Raw genomic sequence first — 19,959 nt, forward strand, 5'->3', positions numbered from 1 at the left:
CAAACACTTCCCGCCACCATGATAGTCGTTTTCCGGGCGCGCGCCCTTGCGAAACCACCGCAACCGTGGAAAAGGGACAGGCACTTTTCCACGGTTCTTGCCCGCATCCGATGAGCCTTGCGAAACCGTAAGGAACTTCGATGGCTCCGGTGCGCGCCGCGGGGAACAATGGGCACAGTGACCGCGACAGGCGACAGAAGACGAGAAGAACGGTCGACATGAACCTCATCAGGCGATTCCTCTCCGGGTACACCGACAACTTCCTCATGGCGGTCGCGCTGTGGCCGCTGGCTTCGGTGGTGCTCACGCTGCCGATCCTGGCATGGCTCTACCACCGCGACGGGCGCCTTCGCTTCGCCTCGGCGGTCTCGACGTACCTCGCGGTGCTCTACGTGCTCGGCCTGGGCTGCTTCACGCTCTGGCCGCTGCCGAGCGGGGACTCCGGGCTCGGCATCACCTACGGCGTCCCCTGGCAGCTCGACCCGCTGGCCTTCGTCGGAGACTTCGCGCGCGAGGGCGTGAGCACGCTGCCGCAGATCGCCTTCAACGTGGTGCTCTTCATGCCGCTCGGCTTTATCGCGGGACGCCTCCTGCGCTGGGGGCCCTGGCGCTCCGTCGCCGCGGGGCTGGCGGCGTCGCTCGTCATCGAGGTCGCCCAGGGCACGGGGCTCTTCGGCGTCTACCCCTACGCCTACCGCACCGCCGACGTGGACGACCTCATCTACAACACCCTCGGCGCGGCGCTGGGCTGGGCGTGCGCAGCGGCGCTCGCCCGCGTGCTGCCGCCGGGGGCGCTCGCCGAGGAGGGCGAGGTCACGCACGATCCCGGGTTCGTCCGCAGGTGCGTGGCGCTCTGGCTGGACACGCTGGTCGTGGGGCTGGCGTCGCTCGCCGCCGGCGGCGTGGCCGGCATCCTCCTCGGGGCGGCGGGCGCCCCGGACGGGATGAGGCAGCAGGTCATGGAGCTCGCGCTCTACGTCGCGTTCGCCTGGGTGGAGGTCGTGGTGCCCTGGCGCCGCGGCGGGTCGACCCCCGGAGGCGCCTTCGTGCGCATGAGCTGCGAGACGAGGGAGCGCACGGGGACGCGGCGGCTGGCGTTCTATGCCGCGCGCACCGTGGTGCTGGGAGGCGCGTACCTCTTCTTCCCGCTGGCGTGGCCGCTGCTCGCGCTCTTCTACCTCGTCGCTCGCAAGATGCCCTACGACCTCGTATGAGTCAAAAGGGACAGTCACTTTTGACTCACTTCGAGAAGAACGACGCGTCGGCGGGGCGGTACGGGCGCAGCCGCGCGGGGTCGACCGCGGTGTGGGCATGCCCCGGGACGTCGAACCACTTGACGGTGTGGCCCGCCCCGTGACTGCAGAAGACGGAGTCGGGCGTGTTGGGGAGGTCCGCCTCGGGGTCGTATGCCGCCGCCGCGACGACCTCGTCGGCGTCGTGGCACGCCCGGTAGCCGGCGAGCTCGAGCGAGACCCGCCCGCGACCCCCCGTGTAGCGCGCGACCTCGAGCGCGTACTCCCCCACCTCGGATGCCGGGACCTCGCCGGTAACGCGCGCCGTCTCGCCCGCCGCGACCGGGGGCTCGAAGACGGCCGCCATGCGCGTGAGGTCGGTGAGCGCGCGGCCCACTCGCTCGACGGGCACCGTCAGGCGAAAGCGGTACCAGGGCTCGAGCAGCAGGCACTCCCCGCGCTCCCGCGCGACCATGAGCGCCTGTCGCACGGCGCGGTACGTCGCCTGGCGAAAGTCCCCGCCCTCGGTGTGCTTGGGGTGAGCCCGACCCGAGAGGAGCGTGATGCGCGCGTCGGTGAGCGGCGCGCCGACGAGCGTCCCCAGATGGTCGCGCTCCATCGCGTTGGTGAGGATGAGGCGCTGCCAGTTGAGGTCGAGGTCGTCCGTAGAGCAGCGCGTGCCGAACTCGACCCCCGAGCCGCGCGGAAGCGGTTCGACGAGCACGCGCGCCTCCGCGTAGTGGCGCAGCGGCTCGAAGTGACCCACGCCCTCAACGGGCGCGGTCACGGTCTCCTTGTAGAGGATGCCGCCGGGCCCGAAGCCGACGTCGAAGCCATGGCGGGAGCGCAGCAGCTCGCGCACCACGTCCTGCTGAACCTCGCCCATGAGCTGGACGTGAACCTCCTGGAGACGCTCGTGCCAGGTCACGCCGAGCATGGGGTCCTCGTCGGCGAGCTCGCGCAGCGCGCGCACGAGGGCGGGGACGTCCGTGCCGGGCTCGGGCACCACCTGGTAGGAGAGCACCGGCGCGAGCACGGGGCGATCGGCGGCGGGCTCCGCGCCCAGGGCGCTGCCGGGGATGACGTGCGAGAGGCCCGTGACGGCGCAGATGCGCCCCGCGGGAACCTCGGTCACGGTCTCGAAGCTCGCGCCCTGGTAGACGCGCACCTCGTTGATCTTCTCGCTCCAGGGCACCCCACGCTCGCTGCCCGAGAGCTGCGCCTTGGCGCGCAGCACGCCTCCGGTGACCTTCACCCACGCGAGGCGCTCGCCGCGCGCCCCGCGCGAGACCCGGTAGACGCGCGCGGCGAACTCGTCCGGCCACGCACGGTCCGGGAGCAGCGACACGAGGGCGTCGAGGAGCTCGCTCACCCCCTCGCCGCGCGGGGCGGCCCCGAAGAGCACGGGGAAGACCGCGCGCTCCCCGACCAGGCGCGCGAGCGTCCCGGGCTCGAGCGTCCCGCTGTCGAGGTACTCGTCCAGGGCTGCCTCGTCGCTCGCGGCGGCCTCCTCCGTGGCGGCGCCGTCGCCAGCGAGCAGCGCGTCGGCGTCGAGGCAGCCCGGCGAGAGCCGCGCGGAGAGATCGGCGAGCAGCGCCCCTCGCCCCGGGTTCTCGAGGTCGCACTTGCTCACGAAGACGACGGTCGGAACGGCATGGCGCTCGAGCAGGTCCCAGAGCGTCTCGGTGTGGCCCTGGACTCCGTCGTTGGCCCCCACCACCAGGACGGCGGCGTCGAGCGCGGCAACGGTTCGCTCGGCCTCGGCGGAGAAGTCCACGTGACCCGGGGCGTCCACGAGCGTGAGGCGCGCGCCGCCCCACTCGAGCGACGCCGTCGCCGAGAAGATCGTGATGCCGCGCTCGCGCTCCATCGCATCGGTGTCGAGGTGGGTGCTCCCGTCGTCCACGCTCCCGGGAGCGCGAATGGCCCCCGACGCCGCGAGCATCGCCTCCGCGAGCGTGGTCTTGCCCGCGTCCACGTGCGCCAGAAGGCCCACGACCGCCTGCCTCATGCAACCCCCATCCCACGCTGCCGTCCCCGACATCTTACGGCAAGCGAACGCGGCCCTCGCGACGCAGACCGGAAGGTGCTTCTCGCCCCCTCGTTCTTCTCGTCCGGCCTCCCGCGCCTGCCGCGCCCGCCCCCATGCCGCACAATTTTGAGATTGTGCGGCGCAGAGAGCGCAGCGGGGGGATTCTCTGTCCGCAAGTAATTCAATAGCTGGGAAAACGCTCCGAGACACCCCCAACGAGCAGCCCAATTCCGGAATTGTGCAGACAGCAGGGCCGTACCCCCGTCCGCACCCCGCCGCCTGACACGCTACGACGCCGGGGCAGGTCGGCCTTGACCGGCGCTCGATCCGGGCGCATACTGGCGCCATCGGCCGAGCGGGGAATGGGCCCCGCAGCGCGGGTGGCGCCGCCATCGGACCGGAGAGAGGCACGGGAAGCGTGGGCATTCGCTAGACATCCTCAACCAAGAAACCCCGATGTGCAAAAGTGCCTGTCCCTTTTGCACGGAGAAGAGATGTCTATGCAACTGATGCTCTCTGGCGTCACCTACGCCTATCCCTCGGCGCTCGCGCCCATCATCGACAACGTGACCATCACCTTCGCGCAAGGCTGGACCGCCCTCCTGGGTGACAACGGCTGCGGCAAGACCACGCTCGCCAAGATTGCGTGCGGCCTCATCGAGCCCGACGCCGGCTCCGTCACGCGCGGCCTCGTCTGCGCCTACGTGGCGCAGGACGCCGACGAGCCGCCAGAGGGTCTCGCGGACTTCGCGCTCGACTACGGCCGAGCCGCCCGGGAGCTCCGCAAGGCCTTCCGCATCGAGGACGACATGCCCTGGCGCTTCGACGAGCTCTCCTTCGGCGAGCGCAAGAAGCTGCAGGTGGCCGTCGCCCTCTGGGGTCGCCCCGACGTGCTCGTTGCAGACGAGCCAACCAACCACCTTGACGCGGACGCCCGCGAGCAGCTGGGCGCGGCGCTCGAGCGCTTCCGCGGCATCGGGATTCTCGTGAGCCACGACCGCGACCTCGTGGACCTTCTCGCCGAGCGGTGCGCGTCCTTTGAGCCAGACGGGGTCGTGGTGCGTCCGGGCGGCTACAGCGCGGCGCACGGCCAGGCGGAGCTCGAGCGCGCGACGGCCGTCGCGGAGCGCGCGAGCGCCAGGCGCGAGCTGATGCGCCTCTCCGCCGAGAAGGACGCTCGGGCCCACGAGGCCGCCCGCGCCGACGCGCGGCGCAGCAAGCGGAACCTGGACCCACGCGACCGCGACGCGCGCGGCAAGATCGACCTCGCCATCTTCACCGGCAAGGACGGGCAGGCGGGCCGCCTCTCGTCCCAGATGGACGCACGGGTGGCCGCCGCACGGGAGCGCCTGGCCGCAGCGCGCGTGGCCAAGCGCTACGACGGCGACCTGTGGGTCGACGCCGAGCCGGCGCGCCGTCGCACGGTGCTGCACGTACCGGCCGCGACCATCCCCTGCGGGCCCGAGGGGACCCTCGAGGTCCCCGAGCTCTGGGTGGGCAACGCCGACCACGTGGGCGTGGTCGGGCCCAACGGCGCCGGGAAGTCGACGCTGCTCGCGCACCTGCGCGTCCTTCTCGCCCGGGCGGAGGACGCCGGGAGGGGCCTGGAGGTGCTCGACGTCCCGCAGGAGCTGCCCGCGGAGGCCCGCGACGCGATGGTGGCTCGAGTGAGCTCGCTCTCCCCCGCCGAGCGCGGGCGCGTGCTCTCCACGGTGGCGCAGCTCAACTCCGACCCGGACCGCATCCTCGAGGGCGGCCGCACGAGTCCCGGCGAGCTGCGCAAGCTCATGCTGGCGGAGGGCATCCTGCGCCACCCCGCGCTCATCGTCATGGACGAGCCCACCAACCACCTGGACCTGCACTCGACCGAGGCACTCGAGCGCGCGCTCGCCGCCTACCCCGGCGCGCTCGTGCTGGTGAGCCACGACCGGCGGTTCCTCTCCGCATGCACCTCGCGCACCTGGGAGGTCCGCGACGGCCGCGTGCGCGAGGCGTGAGCAAAAAGGGGACGGGTCCACTCTCTCAGAGTTTTTGGGACAGGTCTGGGGTGCCAAGCCATGGCGCGGGGTCCGACCTGTCCCGCTTCTCTCAGAGAAAGCAGACCCGTCCCCTTTTCCCTTTGTATCAGTCACGCCTCCAGATGATGAAGCTGTAGAGCGCGACCACGCCCACGCCGCCCAGCAGAAGCACCAGCAGTGCAATCGTGGCAAGCTCCGGCGCCAAGGGCGAGAGGAGCGCCATCGCGATGGTCCCCAGGCCCACCGCCACGAAGACCGGGCCCGCAAAGCGGTGCGTACGGCGCCAGTTGTCCGGGTCGGCCAGGGTCCACGGCAGGCGGATGCCAAAGGTGTAGTTGGGCTCGATGCGCGGGCAGACCACGCCGAGGCCCACCATGAGCGCCCCGATTCCGCCGAACGCGAACAGGCTCACGAACGACCCCGACTCCGGAACCACACCAAGCGCCGTGAGCGGGGTGAGCCAGGCAAACGCCAGCATGAAGAGGACGAAGGCCGCAGAGAATCCCTGGTAGATGCCCTTAAATCGGGTGAACGTCTCGCCGCGCGGGTCCAGGTGCGGCACGGCGAACATCAGCGCCAGCACCAGAAACGGCAGCACAACGCCCAGAAAGATCGTGGACTCCTTGGAGCCCCAGCCGTTGACCGCGCCGTCCGCGCCCCAGTGCACGGGGACGGTCTGGGGCATGGCGGGCAGCGCCCACAGCAGGTAGACGAGCGCATTCACCACACACAGGCCGAGCAGCGCCGCCCACAGCGCGCGGTCGCGGCGCTCGAGGGTCATTCCGGACATGGCTGCCTCCTCCGACGGGGCCACAAGCTTTGACCCCGACGGTATACCCCTATTGGAGACGGGCATCAATCCGTCTGCCCGTCACGCCGCCGGCCGTCGTTGCGGTACCGTCCGCCGAAGCTCAGCCACCCGCGCCACGAGAAGAACGCGATTTCTGCGGCCGTTATCACCACGCACGCCACCGCCACCGCCGCGTAGCCCCACGGCGCGTCGAGAAGCGCCATGTGCGGGAAGTTCATCCCGTACCACCCGGTGACGAGGGTGAGCGGCATGACGATGGTGGTCACCACGGTCAGCCACTGCATGACCTGGTTCTGCCGCACGTCGATGGACTCCTGATAGAGGCTCTGAACCTGCAGGCCGTAGTCCTGGAGCGACTCCAGGCGCGCGGAGAGGCGGCCCAGCAGCCGCGAGAGCGAGCGCAGGCGCACGCGGTCAGCAGGGGCCACCAGGCCCGAGTCATCCTCCGCAAGCTCGCTCGCAAGGTCGGACATACCCTGATAGAACGTGTCGAGCCCGAGCATCTGGCGCGTGCCCGCCATCATTGCGCGACGGTCTGGGCGCTGGTGCCCCTCGAGAACCTGCTGCTCCACCAGCTCGAGCTCCTCGCGCATCCTCGAGAGACGCGCCGGGTGGTCTCCCAGCAGCTCTCGCAGGAGCGCGCAGAGCGCCCCGGCGGGACCGTCGACGGGCGCACGGCACTCCACGGCACGGCCGAGCGCCGGCGCGCAGGTGTTCCCATCGTCGATGAGCGCCAGCTCGGACGCCGTGAGGATGAAGCCAAAGCGGCGACGTCCGCTCGACGTGACCACGAGGCCCGCCGCACCTGTGGGCGTTCGCTCCAGGAAGGGAATCGCAGCGTGCTCCAGCTGCGCGAGCACCTCGCGCTGCACGTGCGAGAGCGGACGCGCCCTTGCCTCCTCGAGGCGCAGGAGGGAGACCACGTGCCCACCGTCCTTCTCGCCCGTCGCAAGGTGCCCGTTCGCGATGTGCCAGGACCGCGCCATCCCGCACCTCCCATGCCGATGCCAACGTTTCCCCGATGAGGGTTCTACCCGTTGGCGTGTGAGACAATAGCCTCGTTGGACGGCAATCAAAGGAGGCGGCCATGGACTGGATCATGGAGCGCGACCGGGTGCAGGTTCTCGACGAGGCATGGAACGTGCTGGCAGAGGTCACCTTCCCGCAGGTGGAGCCCGGCATCGTGGAGATCGACCACACCTTCGTGGACGAGTCGCTGCGCGGGCGGGGCGTCGCGGGGGAGCTTCTGGGTCGCGCCGTCGCGAGCATCGCCGCGAGCGGCCTCTACGCGCGCCCCACGTGCTCGTACGCCGTCAGCTGGTTCGAGAAGCACCCGGAGCACGCGGCCCTTCTCGCGTAAGTGGGACAGCGGGGACGGAGCGGTGACAGCGCCCCCGTCCCCGGTGTCCCAGGCTATGCCTGCGGGTAGGAGGCGTCGTCCACGGGCTCGAGCCACTCGTTGGAGCAGCCCTCGCCCGGGGCCTCGAAGGCGATGTGGCTGAACCAGCTGTCGGCGGCGGCGCCATGCCAGTGCTTCACGCCGGCGGGGATCACCACCACGTCGCCGGGGACGAGCATCCGCGGCTCCTTGCCCCACTCCTGGTACCAGCCGCGCCCATCGGTCACGATGAGGATCTGCCCGCCGCCCTTGGTGGCGTGGTGGACGTGCCAGTTGTTGCGGCAGCCCGGCTCGAAGGTCACGTTGGCGAGGCCCACGCCGCACTCGGCGGCGCTCGTGAGCGGGTTGAGGTAGGAGTTACCGATGAAGTACTGGGCGAAGGCCTCGTTCGGGGCGCCCTTGCCGAACATGGGGACGAAGTCGTTCTTCTCGCTCATCGCTGTTCCTCTCTCTTGTGGGCGGGACGAGTCTGTTTCGTCTCTGTAAACCCCACAGGTAGTCTCTCTTGCATCAATTTGCACTTAATTTATTTATTACAATCGAAGGAAAGTTCAGACCACCTGTGAGGTTTGCAGGGCCGCGGGGTTTGCGGGGCCGCAGGGTTTGCGGGGCCGCGAGGTTTGCGGGGCCGTGAGGGCTGCGAGGGTCAGCGCGCGGCCGCCGCGTCGTCGATGCAGGAAAGCGCGTTCAGGCTGCGCGGGTAGCCGATGTAGGGCAGCATCTGCGAGACCACGCGGTACATGAAATCCTTGGTGCGCCCGAGGTTCATGTTGCCGCCCGCGTGGGCCGTCGCCTGCGGCTCGCAGCCGCCCTGGGCCGCGATGTAGCAGAACGTGACCATCTCGCGGTCAAGGTCGGAGAGGCCGCCGCGCGTGTAGTAGTCGCCGAAGCAGTTCTCGGCGAGCCAGCGGTTGACGTGCGCGCGCTCCGCGGGGCCGCTCTCCCAGCTCTTGCGCATGCCCTCGCCGAAGTAGTCGACCTGCTTCTGGTTGCCGGCGTCGCGGCGCGTCTCGAGCGTGGTGGTCGCCTGGGGCGCAAGCGGCAGCTCCACGCCGCGCGCGGCGAGAAGCTCGTTCGCCGCGTCCAAGAACGGCCGCACCCTCCCGATGCCCAGGTAGGCGCACGCCTGGTAGACGACCTCCCTCAGCTCGACCGGCGTGATGCCCGCGTCGAGCGCCTCCGCGGCCATGAGGCGAAACTCGTCCAGCCCCTGGCAGCCGAGAAGGGCGGCGAGCACCGCGAGGTAGCGCTCGCGGGACGGAAGCTCGGCCGCGCCCTCTCCGGGCACCTCCTCGCCCGCGAAGTACGCGAAGCGCTCGGCGAACTCGGGGTCGGTCCGCTCGAGCCCCGCGACTCCCTGATAGCCTGCCATGGTTCTTCTCCTTTCCCGTCCGCCGGGCGACGCCGCCTCGCGGGCCGCCCGCAGGCGACGCTACTTTGCGTTGGGATTCGCGGTGCCCGCGAGCGGCTTCTCTCCGGGGCGCGCCGCCGGACCCACGAGCTCATGTGCCGTGTAGGGCTCCTCGAGGTAGGCAACCTCCTCGCCCGTGAGCTCCACGTCGAGTGCTGCCACGGCGTCGTCCACGCGCTCGGGCCTGGAGCAGCCCACGATCGGCGCGGTCACGCCGCGCGCCCAGTGCCAGGCCAGAGCCACGCTCGCCATGGGGACGCCGCGGCGCTCGGCCACCTCGGCCACGCGGGAGACGATCGGCATGTCCTGGGCCTCGGCGGCGTCGTACTTGTTGCGCATGGTGGCGTCAGTGGTGCTACGCGCGCTCGCGGAGTTCCAGGTGGGACGGCACAGGTGGCCAGAGGCCATGGGGCTGTAGGGCGTGAGCGCCACGTCGTACTGGCGGCACACCGGTATCATCTCGCGCTCGTCCTCGCGGTAGAGCAGGTTGTAGTGGTTCTGCATGCTCGTGAAGGGCGTCCAGCCGTTCTTCTCGGCCACGAGCTGCATGTTGTGGAACTGGTAGGCGTACATCGCGCTCGCGCCGAGCGCACGGACCTTGCCCGCGCGCACGAGGCCGTCGAGGGCCTCCATGGTCTCCTCCATGGGCGTGGCGTAGTCGAAGCGGTGGATGATGTAGAGGTCGAGGTAGTCGGTGCCCAGGCGGCGGAGGGTGCCGTCGATCTCGCGCTCGATCGCCTCGCGCGAGAGCCCTCCCTCGTTGAAGAAGACCTTGCTCGCGAGCACCACCTCGTCGCGGGGCACGGCGAGCTCTCGCAGCGCCGCCCCGATGTACTCCTCGCTCGTGCCGTGCGCGTAGCAGTTGGCCGTGTCGATGAAGTTCACGCCCAGCTCGAGCGCGCGGGCGATCACGGCGCGCGTCTCGTCCGGGCCGATGGTCCACTGGTGGAAGTCGGTCGAGGGGGCTCCGAAGCTCATGCCGCCCAGGCATAGGCGCGGAATCTTGATGCCGGAGTGTCCGAGTGTCGTGTAGCGCATGGTTGCCTCCTAGTCCGTGGTCGCCTGGTCGTTCTCGGTCGCGCCGCGCGGGGCGTCCCCGACGGTGCCGTCCGGATCGCCCGCGAGAGAGACGCGGGCCTCGAGCCTGCCGTCGAGGGAGCGAAGCGCGTCGAGCGGGCCCTCGACGCGACCGATGGTGAGCTGGTCGCCGTAGCGAAGCGAGTTGCGCTCGTCGTCGAAGAAAATCGCGAGCCAGTCGCCCGACGGGTTGTAGTTGACGTCACCGTCGGTCCAGCCCCGGTGAACGAGCGCGGGATCGGCGGGAAGCGAGAAGGGCAGCGCGCCACAGCACCCCACGGTCGAGGCGCACATGCGCAGGTCGAGCGGCAGGCGCTGCGCGAGCGCGCGGGCGGCCGCCGTGTCGTTGAGCGAGGCTGGCACGGCGAGCTCTCCCAGCCGAAGCTCGATTCGCGCCCCCATCGCCACCTCCCAGCCGGTCCCAATCGCCTGAATCCAGTTTGTGCCTGCGCACGGGAAAACACAATTGCTTATACTCTATATCGTGATATGAGTTTCTCTTATACGTTTTGAGCCGTCCGGGAGGAGCCATGGAGCTCAGGGCCCTGCGGTACTACCTCGCCGTCTGCGAGTGGGGCACCATGTCGCGCGCCGCCGAGGAGCTGCACGTCACGCAGCCGGCGCTCTCGCGCCAGATCGCCGCGCTCGAGCGGGAGCTCGGCTGCGAGCTGCTCGAGCGCCACAGCCGCAGCGTGCGTCCCACCGAGAAGGGCCTCTACCTGCGAAGGCGCGCCCAGGAGATCGTGGGCCTGGCAGACCAGACCTCGGCGGACTTCTCGCACGGGGACGACATCGTGGCAGGCGACATCCACATCGGCGCGGGGGAGAGCGCGAGCATGCGCCTCATCGCCCAGCGCGTGCGCGCCTTCCGGCGGCTCTACCCCGACGTGCGCTTCCACCTGCACAGCGCCGTCGCCACCGACCTCATGGAGCGCCTCGAGCACGGACTCGACGACCTCGTGGTGCTCATGTCCTACCCCAACGACGAGCGGTGCTCCCATCTGAGGCTGCCGCTCAGCGACGCATGGGGCGTCGCCATGCGCGCGGACGACCCCCTCGCGTCGCGCGAGGTGATCACGCCCGCCGACCTCGCCGAGGGGCCGCTCATCATGCCCGAGCGCTCGTGGGCGGGCGAGCGCCTCGCGGGGCCGCTCGGCGCCTGGTTCGGAGACGACGGGGAGGCAATCGAGGTCGCGGCGACCTACAACCTCTCCTTCAACGCCACGCTGCTCGTCCAGGAGGGCGTGGGGCGCATGCTCACCCTCGAGGGGCTCACGCCCTCCGGGCCGGGCAGCGGTCTCGCCTTCCGCCTGCTCTACCCTCCCGCGGTCTCCATCATCGACGTGGTGTGGAAGCGCGGCGCGACGCCCTCGCGCGCGGTGAGCCTGTTCCTCGAGAGCCTCCGGGAGGGCTGATGGCGAGGTCCTGCGCCGCGCCGGGCGACAGCCCGCGCCGCGCGCACGGAATCAGCGCTCGGAGCGTGCGCGAGGCTCGGGGCAGCCGCCCGCCCCGCCGATGGCCCGCGCCGCGCGCACGGTTCTTCTCGCCAAAGCGTGCGCGAGAGGCGGAGCAAGCAGCCCGCGCGGGCGTGCGAAAGGGACCGTGCGAAAGGGAAGTCACTTTCGCACGCGCGCCGGGCACACGGCCCACCCGCGCCGGGCGTGCAAAAGTGACTGTCCCTTTTGCACGCCCACGCGGGAGCGCCCCCGGCTCGCCGGACTCGGCGAGCGGCGCATCCGTCACGTCGAGCCCCTCGGGTGGGTAGAAGACCTTCTCGTTATCCGAGAAGTCATCGACCTCCAGCGTGAGCGGCAGCTGGGCGAGAAGCCCCTCGGCCGCCGCGCTGTTGTTGAGCTCGTAGGTGATCACCGCGTCCCCGCAGGTCACGGTCATGAGCAGCTCACCCACCGTGCCCACCTCCTCGTCACTCTCGTCCGTCACGTCCGCGGGGGCGTCCGCCGACGCCACCGCGCGACCCTGCGCCGCCGACCCCATGTCCTTCTCGCCCGCAAAGCAGCCGCCCAGAAGCGCTCCGGCCCCCAGCGCGACCGCCGCGGCGAGGAAGTCGCGGCGGCTCAGGCCCATCATGCCCGCGCCTCCCTGGCAAAGTCCGCGCACGGCCCGATGACGTCGCCGGTGCGCAGGTAGCTGTAGGTGGGAAACTCAAAGAGGACGGGCTTGACGCGCGCGTAGTCGATCTTGCCCACCTCGGTGAGGTCGGACTCGTCCACGTAGGTGCCGTCGATCGTGCAGACGAAGGTCTCGAAGCCCGGCGTCTCGTAGGTGTCCACGACCGTGCACGCCACCGAGACCGGCGCCTCGCTGACGAGCGGCGCGCCGTTCTCCGCCGCCTCCCACGCAAAGAGGTCCGCCTTGCTCCGCTTGGCGCCCGAGACCGCGCCGGCCACGGCGACGCGCGGCAGCATGTCCTCGCTCGCCAGGTTCACCGAGAGGCGCCCGGCCTCCTTGATGCGGCCGTTGATGAAGTGCGCCGAGGCCAGGCTCACCGTCACGCGGTCGTGGCCGATGATGCCCACGTGCGCGACGAGCGTCCAGGTGGGCTCGTCGCCGTTCATGGCGCCGACCACGGTAACCGGCATGGGGTAGAGCGCGAGCGCGCTGCCGATGTTCTTGCGCATGGCATCTCCTATCTTTAAGTCGTTGCATCTGAGAGCCGGTTACCGGATGCTTTGGTGCAATGCAGACTCTGGCGGGCAGGGACGCCGACATGGCAGTTGGGGCGCCGCGCGCGACCCCGCAGGGGAGAGTGGCGTCCCGCCCCACCCGGGCATTTCCGCGGATCAGCTGGATGAGGGGCCATGCGCCACCTCGGATCTCTTCTAGGAGGCTGCGGTCCCGGGTGACGCGGGCAGGCGGCCCGCCGCCCTGCGGCGGAGAGGAGGGGCGGACATGGTGTACGCCGGTGTGGACATCGCCAAGGTGGACCACGTGATAGGGGCCGTGGACGAGCGCGGCGAGGAGCAGGGCAAGCGGATGCCCTTCAAGAACAGCGCCGCCGGCTTCGAGCGGTGCGAGGCCTGGCTCGAGGGGGTGGCCGAGAGGCCCTCGGACGTCCTCGTCGGCATGGAGGCCACCGGGCACTACTGGATGGCGCTCTACGCCTTCCTGGTCTCGAGGGGCTACTCGGTCGCGGTGATCGACCCCGTGCAGGTGCGCGCCGTGCGCAGGCTGAAGGGGCTCGACAGGGTGAAGAACGACCGCGTGGACGCGGGCCTCATCGCCGAGACGCTGCGCATCGGCCAGTACGACCCGACGAGGCTCGCCACCGACGAGGTCCAGTCGCTGCGCTCGCTCACGCGATACCGGCAGTCGCTCAAGGCCGAGCTCGCCGAGGCGAAGACGCAGTGCCTGTGCCTGCTGGACTCCTACTTCCCGGAGCTCCCCGGGGCGTTCTCCGACGTGTTCGGGGCCGCCGGGCGCGCCGTGCTCTCCAGGAGCCCGCTGCCCTCCGAGCTCGCGCGCAGGCGCACGGACTCGCTGCAGCGCGACATCTCCGAGGCCGCGCGCGGCAGCAGGCGCATGGACGGCAAGGCCGCCGAGCTCAGGGCGCTCGCGAAGGGCTCCGTCGGCATCAGGCTCGGCGAGGCGGCGGCGTCGATGCAGGTGAGGTCGCTCGTGCGCCAGATGGACTTCCTCGACGCGGAGTGCGCCAAGTTCGACGCGCTCATCAGGGAGCTGCTGGAGAGGGTGGAGCCGCTCGTGCTCACCATCCCCGGCGTCTCCTACGCCACCGGCGCCCAGATCGTCGCCGAGATAGGCGACATCTCGCGCTTCCGCAACGCCCCCGCGCTCGTGAGCTACGCCGGGCTGAACTCCGGGGTGAACCAGTCCGGGAAGTTCGACAGCGGGGGCGGGCCCATCACCAAGCACGGGTCGCCCTACCTGAGGAGGGCCCTCTGGCTCGCGGCCAGCAGGGCCCGGCAGTACGACCCGTCCCTGCGCGCCTTCTACGAGAGGAAGCGCGCGGAGGGCAAGTGCCACCGGGTGGCCGTGACCGCCGTGGCGCGCAAGCTATGCCACATCGTGTTCGCGGTGATGCGGGACGGGGTCCCGTACGACCCGGCGAGGCCGGGCAGGGACCCCTCAAAGCATTCGGTATCCGGTTCTCAAGGTGCTGGTTCCGATGAATCTGGAAACGAGAAAAGCTAGCCCTCGGGTCTTGACTTCATATAGCTGGTCTCCCCTTTCTTCGGGAAATCGTGCAAAAGTGCCTGTCCCTTTTGCACTACAGGCTCGCGCGGAGGACCGACACGATCTCGTCGCGCGTGAGCGGGTGGTAGCCGCCCTGCATCACGAGCGTGGAGTCGGCGATGCCCTCGACCATGTCCTCGGTGGCGCCGAGCTCGGAGATGCTCATCACGCAGCCGATCTCGCGCATCCAGGCCTCCATGGCGTCGAGGCCGGCGGCGGCGAGCTCCTCGCTCGTGCGACCCTCCGGCGAGACGCCCCACACGGCGGTCGCAAAGCGCGCGAACTTCTCCACCCCATAGGGCATGACCAGGCGGTAGTACGGCAGCGCCACGGCGGAGAGCGTCATGCCGTGCGTTGCGTCGGTGTGGGCGCCCACGGCCTGGCCGAGCATGTGGACCTCCCAGTCGGTGGACTTTCCGCAGGCCACGAGCGTGTTCAGCGCCCAGGTCGCGCACCACATGATGTTGGAGCGCGCCTCGTAGTCGTGCGCGTCCGCCACGGCGGCACGGCTCGCGGCCACAAGGCTGCGCATGAGGCCCTCGGAGAGATAGTCGCTCGTGTTGTCATCGGTGCCCGAGAAGTACTGCTCGGTGATGTGGTTCATGATGTCGAAGATGCCGGCGACCATCTGGTAGCGCGGGAGCGTGTAGGTGAACTCGGGGTTGAGCACGGCGAAGCGCGGGAACACGCGTGAGTCGGCGAAGACGTGGCCGACCTTCATCTTGGTCGCGTGGTTGGTGATGACCGAGCCACAGTTCATCTCGGACCCGGTGCCCACCATCGTGAGCACGCTGCCCACGGGAATCACCTCGAGATCCGCGGCGGGCTCGTCGAAGTCGACCCAGTACCTCTGCCAGGGGTCCACGTCCTCCGGGAGGTTGGCCGAGACGGCCACGCCCTTCGCGTAGTCGATGCACGAGCCGCCGCCCACGGCGAGGATGAGATCGACGTGGTTCTCGCGCGCGATGCGAACGCCCTCGTAGAGCTTCTCGACCGTGGGGTTGGGCATGACGCCCGCATCCTCGACGACGGTCTTGCCCGCCGCCGCGAGGGCCGCCATGACCTTGTCGTAGACGCCGTTGCGCTTGATGGAGCCACCGCCGTAGACGAGCTGAACCACGGGGCCGAACGAGGCGAGCTCATCGGCGAGCGCGTCCATGGAGTCTGCGCCAAAGATGAGCTTGGTGGGGTTGTGATAGGTGAAGTTGCCGAGCATTGCCTCTCCTCTCGCCGGGTGCGGGGCGGGCGCCCCGTTCTTCTCGCCGTTTAGATTACGCGACGTCACGTAATTTGTAAAGGGTTAAGTGACGTTATTTTTTCTACAAAGCGGTTCTCTGCGCTATACTTCACCTAACGAGACATACGGAGGAGCCATGGCAGAGTTCATTCGCGCGCGCAGCCCCGAGCAGAAGGGGCAGCGCCTCGACCAGATCAAGGGGGCCGTCCGCAGCCAGTTCGCGGAACGCCCCTACCACGAGATCACCCTCACCACGATCGCGGACGAGCTCGGCTGGTCGCGTGCCAACCTCTACAAGTACGTGAGCACCAAGGAGGAGGTCTTCCTGCTGCTCACGCAGGACGAGATGGCGGCCTACTTCGACGCCCTGCTCACCGCGCTCCCCGAGGGCTGCGGGTTCTCTCGCGAGACGGTCGCAGAGGTCTGGGCCGGCATCGCGGGCGCCCACCAGGAGTACTTCCGCCTCGGGGACATCCTCTCCACCATCATCGAGACCAACGTCACGGTGGAGCGACTCTCCGAGTTCAAGCAGGCCTACTACGGTCACGTCGCACGCATGGCCGAGCGCCTCCCGCCCATCCTGGGAATGCGCACGGAGCGCGTCGACGCGCTGCTCATGGCCATCTACTACCACGCCGTGGGATTCGTGAGCGGGTGCTGGAGCAACCCCCTCATCACGCAGGCGCTCGAGCTCGCCGGCATCGAGCGCCCCGCAATCGACTTCCGCGCCGAGATGCGCGACTTCATCGGCATGTGCCTCGGGCACTACTGCGCATAGGCCGCGGGCGGGGGCCGGGCCGTCCCGCGCCTCGGAATCTGGGGCCGTCCCGTGCCTCGGAACCGTGCCGTTCCGAGGCAGTCGCCCTGTTGTATGCAGATTTCGCGAGACGACCCGATACACTCGCCAACGCGCTCGCAAAAGCGCAGGTATGACGTATAGCCTCCGGAGCGATACCCGGCACCGTCCCAAAAACTGCATACAACAGAGCGGCGCCGCCCAATCTTTGCCCGGGCGGCGCCCCCTCAGCAGCCGAAGAGCCCCGCCGCCCGCGCCATGCGGTCGGCAACGCGCACCCCGAAGGGGCAGCGCCCCTCGCACGCGCGGCACGCGACGCAGTCGGCGGCGGTGGCGCCGAGCGCGCGATAGTGCTCGCGCAGCGAGTCCGGCACCTCGTCATAGGCGCTCGCGAGGTCGAAGAACTTGTTCACCGCGGCGATGTCGATCCCCTTGGGGCAGGGGGCGCAGTGGCCGCAGTAGGTGCACTGCCCCACGAAGGCGTGGCGCGGCGCGCCCGCGAGCACGCGCGCGTAGTCCCGCTCGTCGTCCGACGCCGTCTCGTAGGCAACCGCCTCGGCGACGTGCGCCGGCTCGCCGAAGCCCACCATCACGCTCGCCACGGCGGGGCGCGTGAGGGCGTAGTGCAGGCACTGGACCGGCGTGAGCGCCGTGCCGAAGGGCGACTGCGCCGCGTCGAGGAGCCGGCCGCCCATGTAGCCCTTCATGACCGTGATGCCCGTGCCCGTCTCCTCCGCGAGCGCGTAGAGCTCCGCGCGCTCGGGCGTCACGCCGTCCGTCGCCGCCGACTCGCCGCGCTCGTCGAAGTAGGCCTCGAGGTCGTCGGTCGCGGGCATCATGTCAAAGGCGGGGTTCACCGAGAACAGTATCATCTCGATCTCCGGGCTCAGCACCGCGAGACGCGCGACCTCGGGATTGTGCGTCGAGAGGCCCACGTGCCGAATCGTCCCCGCACGGCGCAGCTCGCGCACGTAGCCCATGAAGGGGCTTCCCGCCATGAGCTCCTCGAACTCCGCGGGGCGATCGACGTAGTGAATCATGCCCAGGTCAACGTAGCTGGTGTGGAACCGAGCGAGAAGGTCCTCGAAGGCGGGGCGCACGTGGGCGAGCTCGCGCGTGCGAACGTACTGGCCATCCTGCCAGGTGGACCCCAGGTGCCCCTGGATGACCCACCGCTCGCGACTCCCGTTGGCGGCGAGGGCGTCGCCGAGGTTGGAGCGGCGCGTCGGGTCGGGCATCCAGCAGTCCAGGATGTTGATGCCCGCATCCTCGGCGGCATCCACCACGGCGCGCGCCTGGTCGGGCGTGCCGTCCATCCACTCCCCGCCAAAGCCGATCTCGCTCACCTCGAGCCCCGTGCCGCCCAGCTGCCGATAGCGCATCTCCGCTCCCCTCCTCGCGTCGTGGCCCCATGGTAGCGCAGCCAGGCGTCAGCGGGGGCGCGATGCCCTGTCGGCGGCAGAGACAGCCGCGCTCCCCGCGGGCAGGGCCCCTACTCCCCCTCGCGCGGGGAGCGCCCCAGCCACGCGGCGACCACGGCGACGGCGATCGCCGCAAGGGCGCCCACCGCCCAAGGCGCCACGTGGTCGAAGGCGACACCATAGATGAGCTGGCCCACCGGTGTGGCGAAGTTGGCGAGCATCACCGCGAGCGCCATCACCTTGCCCACCAGCGTTCCGGGCGTTCTCATCTGCAGGTAGGACGTCGCCACGATGGACATGGCCACGCACGCGCCCATGGTGGCGAGAAGGACCACGACGAGCCCCGCATACGTCCCGAGAGCGCCGAGCGGCAGGGCGAGCACCACAGCGCTCGCCGCGATGCCGGCAGCCACGCCCGCGAGCAGGCCCGGCACCCGCGCGATACCCAGGCCTCCGGGGCGCAGCGCCACCACCGCCCCGCCGGCGAGCCCTCCCACCGCGATCGCCCCCTGGAGCGCGCCCATGTGCTGGTTGGTGAGGCCGAGCGACTCGGTCACGACGTAGGGGGCGCCCACGTTGAAGTACGACGAGCCGAAGAGGTTGGCGAGCGTCGCCGCCACGATCACGCGCAGGAAGAAGAGGTGGGACCGCAGGAAGCCGAGCGCCTCGGAGAGGTCGCCGCGGACGGTCTCGAGAGGACCCGCCGTGCGCGCGGGGGGCTCGTAGGGAACGCGGACGAAGGCGGCCGCGAGCGCGGCGGCCACGGCGAAGGAGCCCGCCGACAGGGCGACGATGGGGCCTATCCCCCAGAAGCCGAGCGCCAGCCCGCCCGCGACGGGACCGGCGATGCTCGTGACCATGCCGACCTGGTTGGCCACGGCAACGGCCTGCTCCAGGTGCCGCGGAGACACCACGTGCGGCATCGCGGACTGGACGCACGGCTGGTACAGCGCCTGCACGGCAAAGGCGACCATGAGGACGGCGATGGTGATCGCCACGATGCCCGAGGAGCCCTCGAGCGCGAGGTAGGCAGCCATCACCGCGGCGAGCGTCGCGTCGGCCGCCACCATGACGCCGCGCTTGCGCGTGCGGTCCGCGACGACCCCGCCCACCGGGGCGAGCAGCGTGTAGGGCACGAAGCCCGCCGCCAGCACCCCGCCGTAGAGCGTTCCCGACCCGGTGAGGTTGAGCAGGTGCAGCGGCAGGACGAACTGCAGGATCTCCATGCCGAGGAGCGAGAAGACCTGCGCCGCGAGGATGGCGACGAAGCGCGGGTTGAGCAGGCGGTCGGAGGCGTCGGCCGCGGTGGGTGCCGTTCTCCCCTTCATCGTGGTTCCTTTCATACGTACGGTTGGTATGTATCTTGGCTCGAGAGAAGGCCGCGCGCGGCGGCCCCTCCCCTCACGTATCCTGACGTCGCGCGACGGTTGCCTCAACCAACCGGCGGTTGCATCTCGGGCGCGCAACCGTCGGTCGCGTCGTCCGACGAGGCGTGGTCGCACTCCTCGAGGTGCCCCCAGGCCTCAGCGACCAGACGCGCCCGGTCCACGGAGTCCCACTCGACGACGTCGACGCCCAGGGCGTGCGTCACGGCGAGAAATACCTCCACCCGCCTTGCGAACTCCTCCCGTGACCTGACCGGACCCACCCGGGCTCCACCCTCCTCTGCCTCGAAAAAGCTGCGGTCTCCTTGTTGCTCCCGGCGCTCGCCGTGGCGGCCATCTTCTCTGGGGCGCTCGTGGGCCTCAAGGCCATGGCGTCCGTTGCCGCCACGCCGGTCTTTCTCTCCCTGGCGTCGCTCGTCGTGAAGATTCGCTTTCTGCCTCTCCCTCCTCGGGGCCGAGGCGGAGTAGAGTGGTCGCAGCGGGCCCGACACGCGAGATTGGAGCACCCATGGACGAGGTCCTCGCCTACCTCAAGGCAAACCCCACGTACTTCCTGGCAACCGTCGACGAGGCGGGCAACCCGCAGGTGCGCCCCTTCGGCACCATCGCGAAGTTCGAGGGAAGGCTCTACATCCAGACGGGGCGCGTGAAGAGCGTCTCCTACCAGATGCTCGCGCACCCACGCGTCGCCCTCTGCGCGACGGGGGCGGACGGGACGTGGCTGCGCATCGAGGCCGACGCGGTGCTCGACGACCGGCTCGAGGCGCGCGAGGCCGTCCTCGCCGAGTACCCCGAGCTGAGGCCCATGTACGCCGCGGACGACGGCAACTGCGAGGTCTTCGCCCTCGAGAACGTCACCGCGACGTTCTGCTCGTTCACCGAGGCGCCCTACGTCGTTCGCTGGTAGCCGCGACGACCCGGGCGCGGG

At 70.0% G+C, this 19,959-nt stretch carries 20 protein-coding genes; 7 read left to right on the forward strand and 13 right to left on the reverse strand.

Annotated features, from left to right (window positions below; all coding sequences use genetic code 11):
- Positions 1-218 precede the first annotated feature (218 nt).
- Positions 219-1,214, forward strand: a complete 996-nt coding sequence (locus BQ7106_RS05180) for a VanZ family protein (RefSeq protein WP_072372464.1) — start codon at positions 219-221, stop codon at positions 1,212-1,214.
- Positions 1,215-1,239: 25 nt separating this feature from the next.
- On the opposite strand, the gene BQ7106_RS05185 is transcribed toward BQ7106_RS05180, so the two are convergent.
- Positions 1,240-3,243, reverse strand: a complete 2,004-nt coding sequence (locus BQ7106_RS05185; protein WP_072372467.1) for an elongation factor G — start codon at positions 3,241-3,243, stop codon at positions 1,240-1,242.
- Between the two features lie 515 nt (positions 3,244-3,758).
- On the opposite strand from BQ7106_RS05185, the gene BQ7106_RS05190 reads away from it, so the two are divergent.
- Positions 3,759-5,261 (forward strand): ATP-binding cassette domain-containing protein, encoded by a 1,503-nt coding sequence (locus BQ7106_RS05190; RefSeq protein ID WP_240307443.1) that lies wholly within the window; start codon positions 3,759-3,761, stop codon positions 5,259-5,261.
- 127 nt (positions 5,262-5,388) lie between these two features.
- Here BQ7106_RS05190 and BQ7106_RS05195 read toward each other — a convergent pair whose 3' ends face one another.
- Both BQ7106_RS05195 and BQ7106_RS05200 read right to left on the reverse strand, forming a co-directional pair.
- Positions 5,389-6,072, reverse strand: coding sequence for an SdpI family protein (locus tag BQ7106_RS05195; protein WP_159431267.1), 684 nt, complete (start codon positions 6,070-6,072; stop codon positions 5,389-5,391).
- Positions 6,073-6,137: 65 nt separating this feature from the next.
- Positions 6,138-7,079: a CorA family divalent cation transporter gene (locus BQ7106_RS05200; protein WP_072372473.1), complete on the reverse strand. Its 942-nt coding sequence runs from the start codon at positions 7,077-7,079 to the stop codon at positions 6,138-6,140.
- A gap of 101 nt (positions 7,080-7,180) precedes the next feature.
- On the opposite strand from BQ7106_RS05200, the gene BQ7106_RS05205 reads away from it, so the two are divergent.
- Entirely contained in the window at positions 7,181-7,453 is a 273-nt protein-coding gene (locus tag BQ7106_RS05205) for a GNAT family N-acetyltransferase (protein ID WP_072372476.1), read from the forward strand.
- Positions 7,454-7,506: 53 nt separating this feature from the next.
- On the opposite strand, the gene BQ7106_RS05210 is transcribed toward BQ7106_RS05205, so the two are convergent.
- From BQ7106_RS05210 to BQ7106_RS05225, 4 genes are all read right to left on the reverse strand, one after another.
- On the reverse strand, positions 7,507-7,929 hold the full coding sequence (locus BQ7106_RS05210) for a cupin domain-containing protein (protein ID WP_072372479.1): 423 nt from the start codon (positions 7,927-7,929) through the stop codon (positions 7,507-7,509).
- Between the two features lie 209 nt (positions 7,930-8,138).
- The gene (locus BQ7106_RS05215; protein WP_072372482.1) at positions 8,139-8,864 is read right to left on the reverse strand and encodes a carboxymuconolactone decarboxylase family protein; all 726 of its coding nucleotides are present in this window, start codon (positions 8,862-8,864) and stop codon (positions 8,139-8,141) included.
- Positions 8,865-8,924: 60 nt separating this feature from the next.
- Positions 8,925-9,941: an aldo/keto reductase gene (locus BQ7106_RS05220; RefSeq protein WP_072372485.1), complete on the reverse strand. Its 1,017-nt coding sequence runs from the start codon at positions 9,939-9,941 to the stop codon at positions 8,925-8,927.
- A gap of 9 nt (positions 9,942-9,950) precedes the next feature.
- Entirely contained in the window at positions 9,951-10,382 is a 432-nt protein-coding gene (locus BQ7106_RS05225) for a cyclophilin-like fold protein (RefSeq protein WP_072372488.1), read from the reverse strand.
- Positions 10,383-10,510: 128 nt separating this feature from the next.
- On the opposite strand from BQ7106_RS05225, the gene BQ7106_RS05230 reads away from it, so the two are divergent.
- Entirely contained in the window at positions 10,511-11,395 is an 885-nt protein-coding gene (locus BQ7106_RS05230) for a LysR family transcriptional regulator (protein WP_072372491.1), read from the forward strand.
- Here the strand turns inward: BQ7106_RS05230 and BQ7106_RS05235 are convergent.
- Both BQ7106_RS05235 and BQ7106_RS05240 read right to left on the reverse strand, forming a co-directional pair.
- Complete coding sequence (locus BQ7106_RS05235; RefSeq protein ID WP_072372494.1) at positions 11,316-12,068, reverse strand: cyclophilin-like fold protein; 753 nt, start codon at positions 12,066-12,068, stop codon at positions 11,316-11,318. The genes BQ7106_RS05230 and BQ7106_RS05235 overlap by 80 nt on opposite strands.
- Complete coding sequence (locus BQ7106_RS05240; RefSeq protein ID WP_072372498.1) at positions 12,065-12,619, reverse strand: flavin reductase family protein; 555 nt, start codon at positions 12,617-12,619, stop codon at positions 12,065-12,067. The genes BQ7106_RS05235 and BQ7106_RS05240 overlap by 4 nt, the downstream gene beginning before the upstream one ends.
- A gap of 271 nt (positions 12,620-12,890) precedes the next feature.
- Here BQ7106_RS05240 and BQ7106_RS05245 point away from each other — a divergent pair, with 271 nt between their 5' ends.
- Positions 12,891-14,150, forward strand: coding sequence for an IS110 family RNA-guided transposase (locus BQ7106_RS05245; protein WP_072372501.1), 1,260 nt, complete (start codon positions 12,891-12,893; stop codon positions 14,148-14,150).
- 76 nt (positions 14,151-14,226) lie between these two features.
- Here the strand turns inward: BQ7106_RS05245 and BQ7106_RS05250 are convergent, their stop codons facing one another.
- Complete coding sequence (locus tag BQ7106_RS05250; RefSeq protein ID WP_072372504.1) at positions 14,227-15,408, reverse strand: iron-containing alcohol dehydrogenase; 1,182 nt, start codon at positions 15,406-15,408, stop codon at positions 14,227-14,229.
- Between the two features lie 157 nt (positions 15,409-15,565).
- Between BQ7106_RS05250 and BQ7106_RS05255 the strand changes: the two genes are divergently transcribed.
- A complete protein-coding gene (locus BQ7106_RS05255) occupies positions 15,566-16,207 on the forward strand; it encodes a TetR/AcrR family transcriptional regulator (RefSeq protein ID WP_072372507.1) in 642 nt (213 codons plus the stop codon).
- Between the two features lie 245 nt (positions 16,208-16,452).
- Here BQ7106_RS05255 and BQ7106_RS05260 read toward each other — a convergent pair whose 3' ends face one another.
- The 3 genes from BQ7106_RS05260 to BQ7106_RS11000 form a co-directional block, all read right to left on the reverse strand.
- Entirely contained in the window at positions 16,453-17,607 is a 1,155-nt protein-coding gene (locus BQ7106_RS05260) for an aldo/keto reductase (protein WP_072372510.1), read from the reverse strand.
- 110 nt (positions 17,608-17,717) lie between these two features.
- Complete coding sequence (locus BQ7106_RS05265; RefSeq protein WP_072372513.1) at positions 17,718-18,974, reverse strand: MFS transporter; 1,257 nt, start codon at positions 18,972-18,974, stop codon at positions 17,718-17,720.
- A 104-nt stretch (positions 18,975-19,078) separates the two neighbouring features.
- Complete coding sequence (locus BQ7106_RS11000; RefSeq protein WP_159431268.1) at positions 19,079-19,255, reverse strand: hypothetical protein; 177 nt, start codon at positions 19,253-19,255, stop codon at positions 19,079-19,081.
- A gap of 284 nt (positions 19,256-19,539) precedes the next feature.
- On the opposite strand from BQ7106_RS11000, the gene BQ7106_RS05275 reads away from it, so the two are divergent.
- Complete coding sequence (locus BQ7106_RS05275) at positions 19,540-19,938, forward strand: pyridoxamine 5'-phosphate oxidase family protein (RefSeq protein ID WP_072372520.1); 399 nt, start codon at positions 19,540-19,542, stop codon at positions 19,936-19,938.
- Positions 19,939-19,959 lie beyond the last annotated feature (21 nt).

Origin of the sequence: Thermophilibacter mediterraneus, assembly GCF_900119385.1 — a bacterium.
In the GTDB taxonomy this organism is placed as follows: domain Bacteria; phylum Actinomycetota; class Coriobacteriia; order Coriobacteriales; family Atopobiaceae; genus Thermophilibacter; species Thermophilibacter mediterraneus.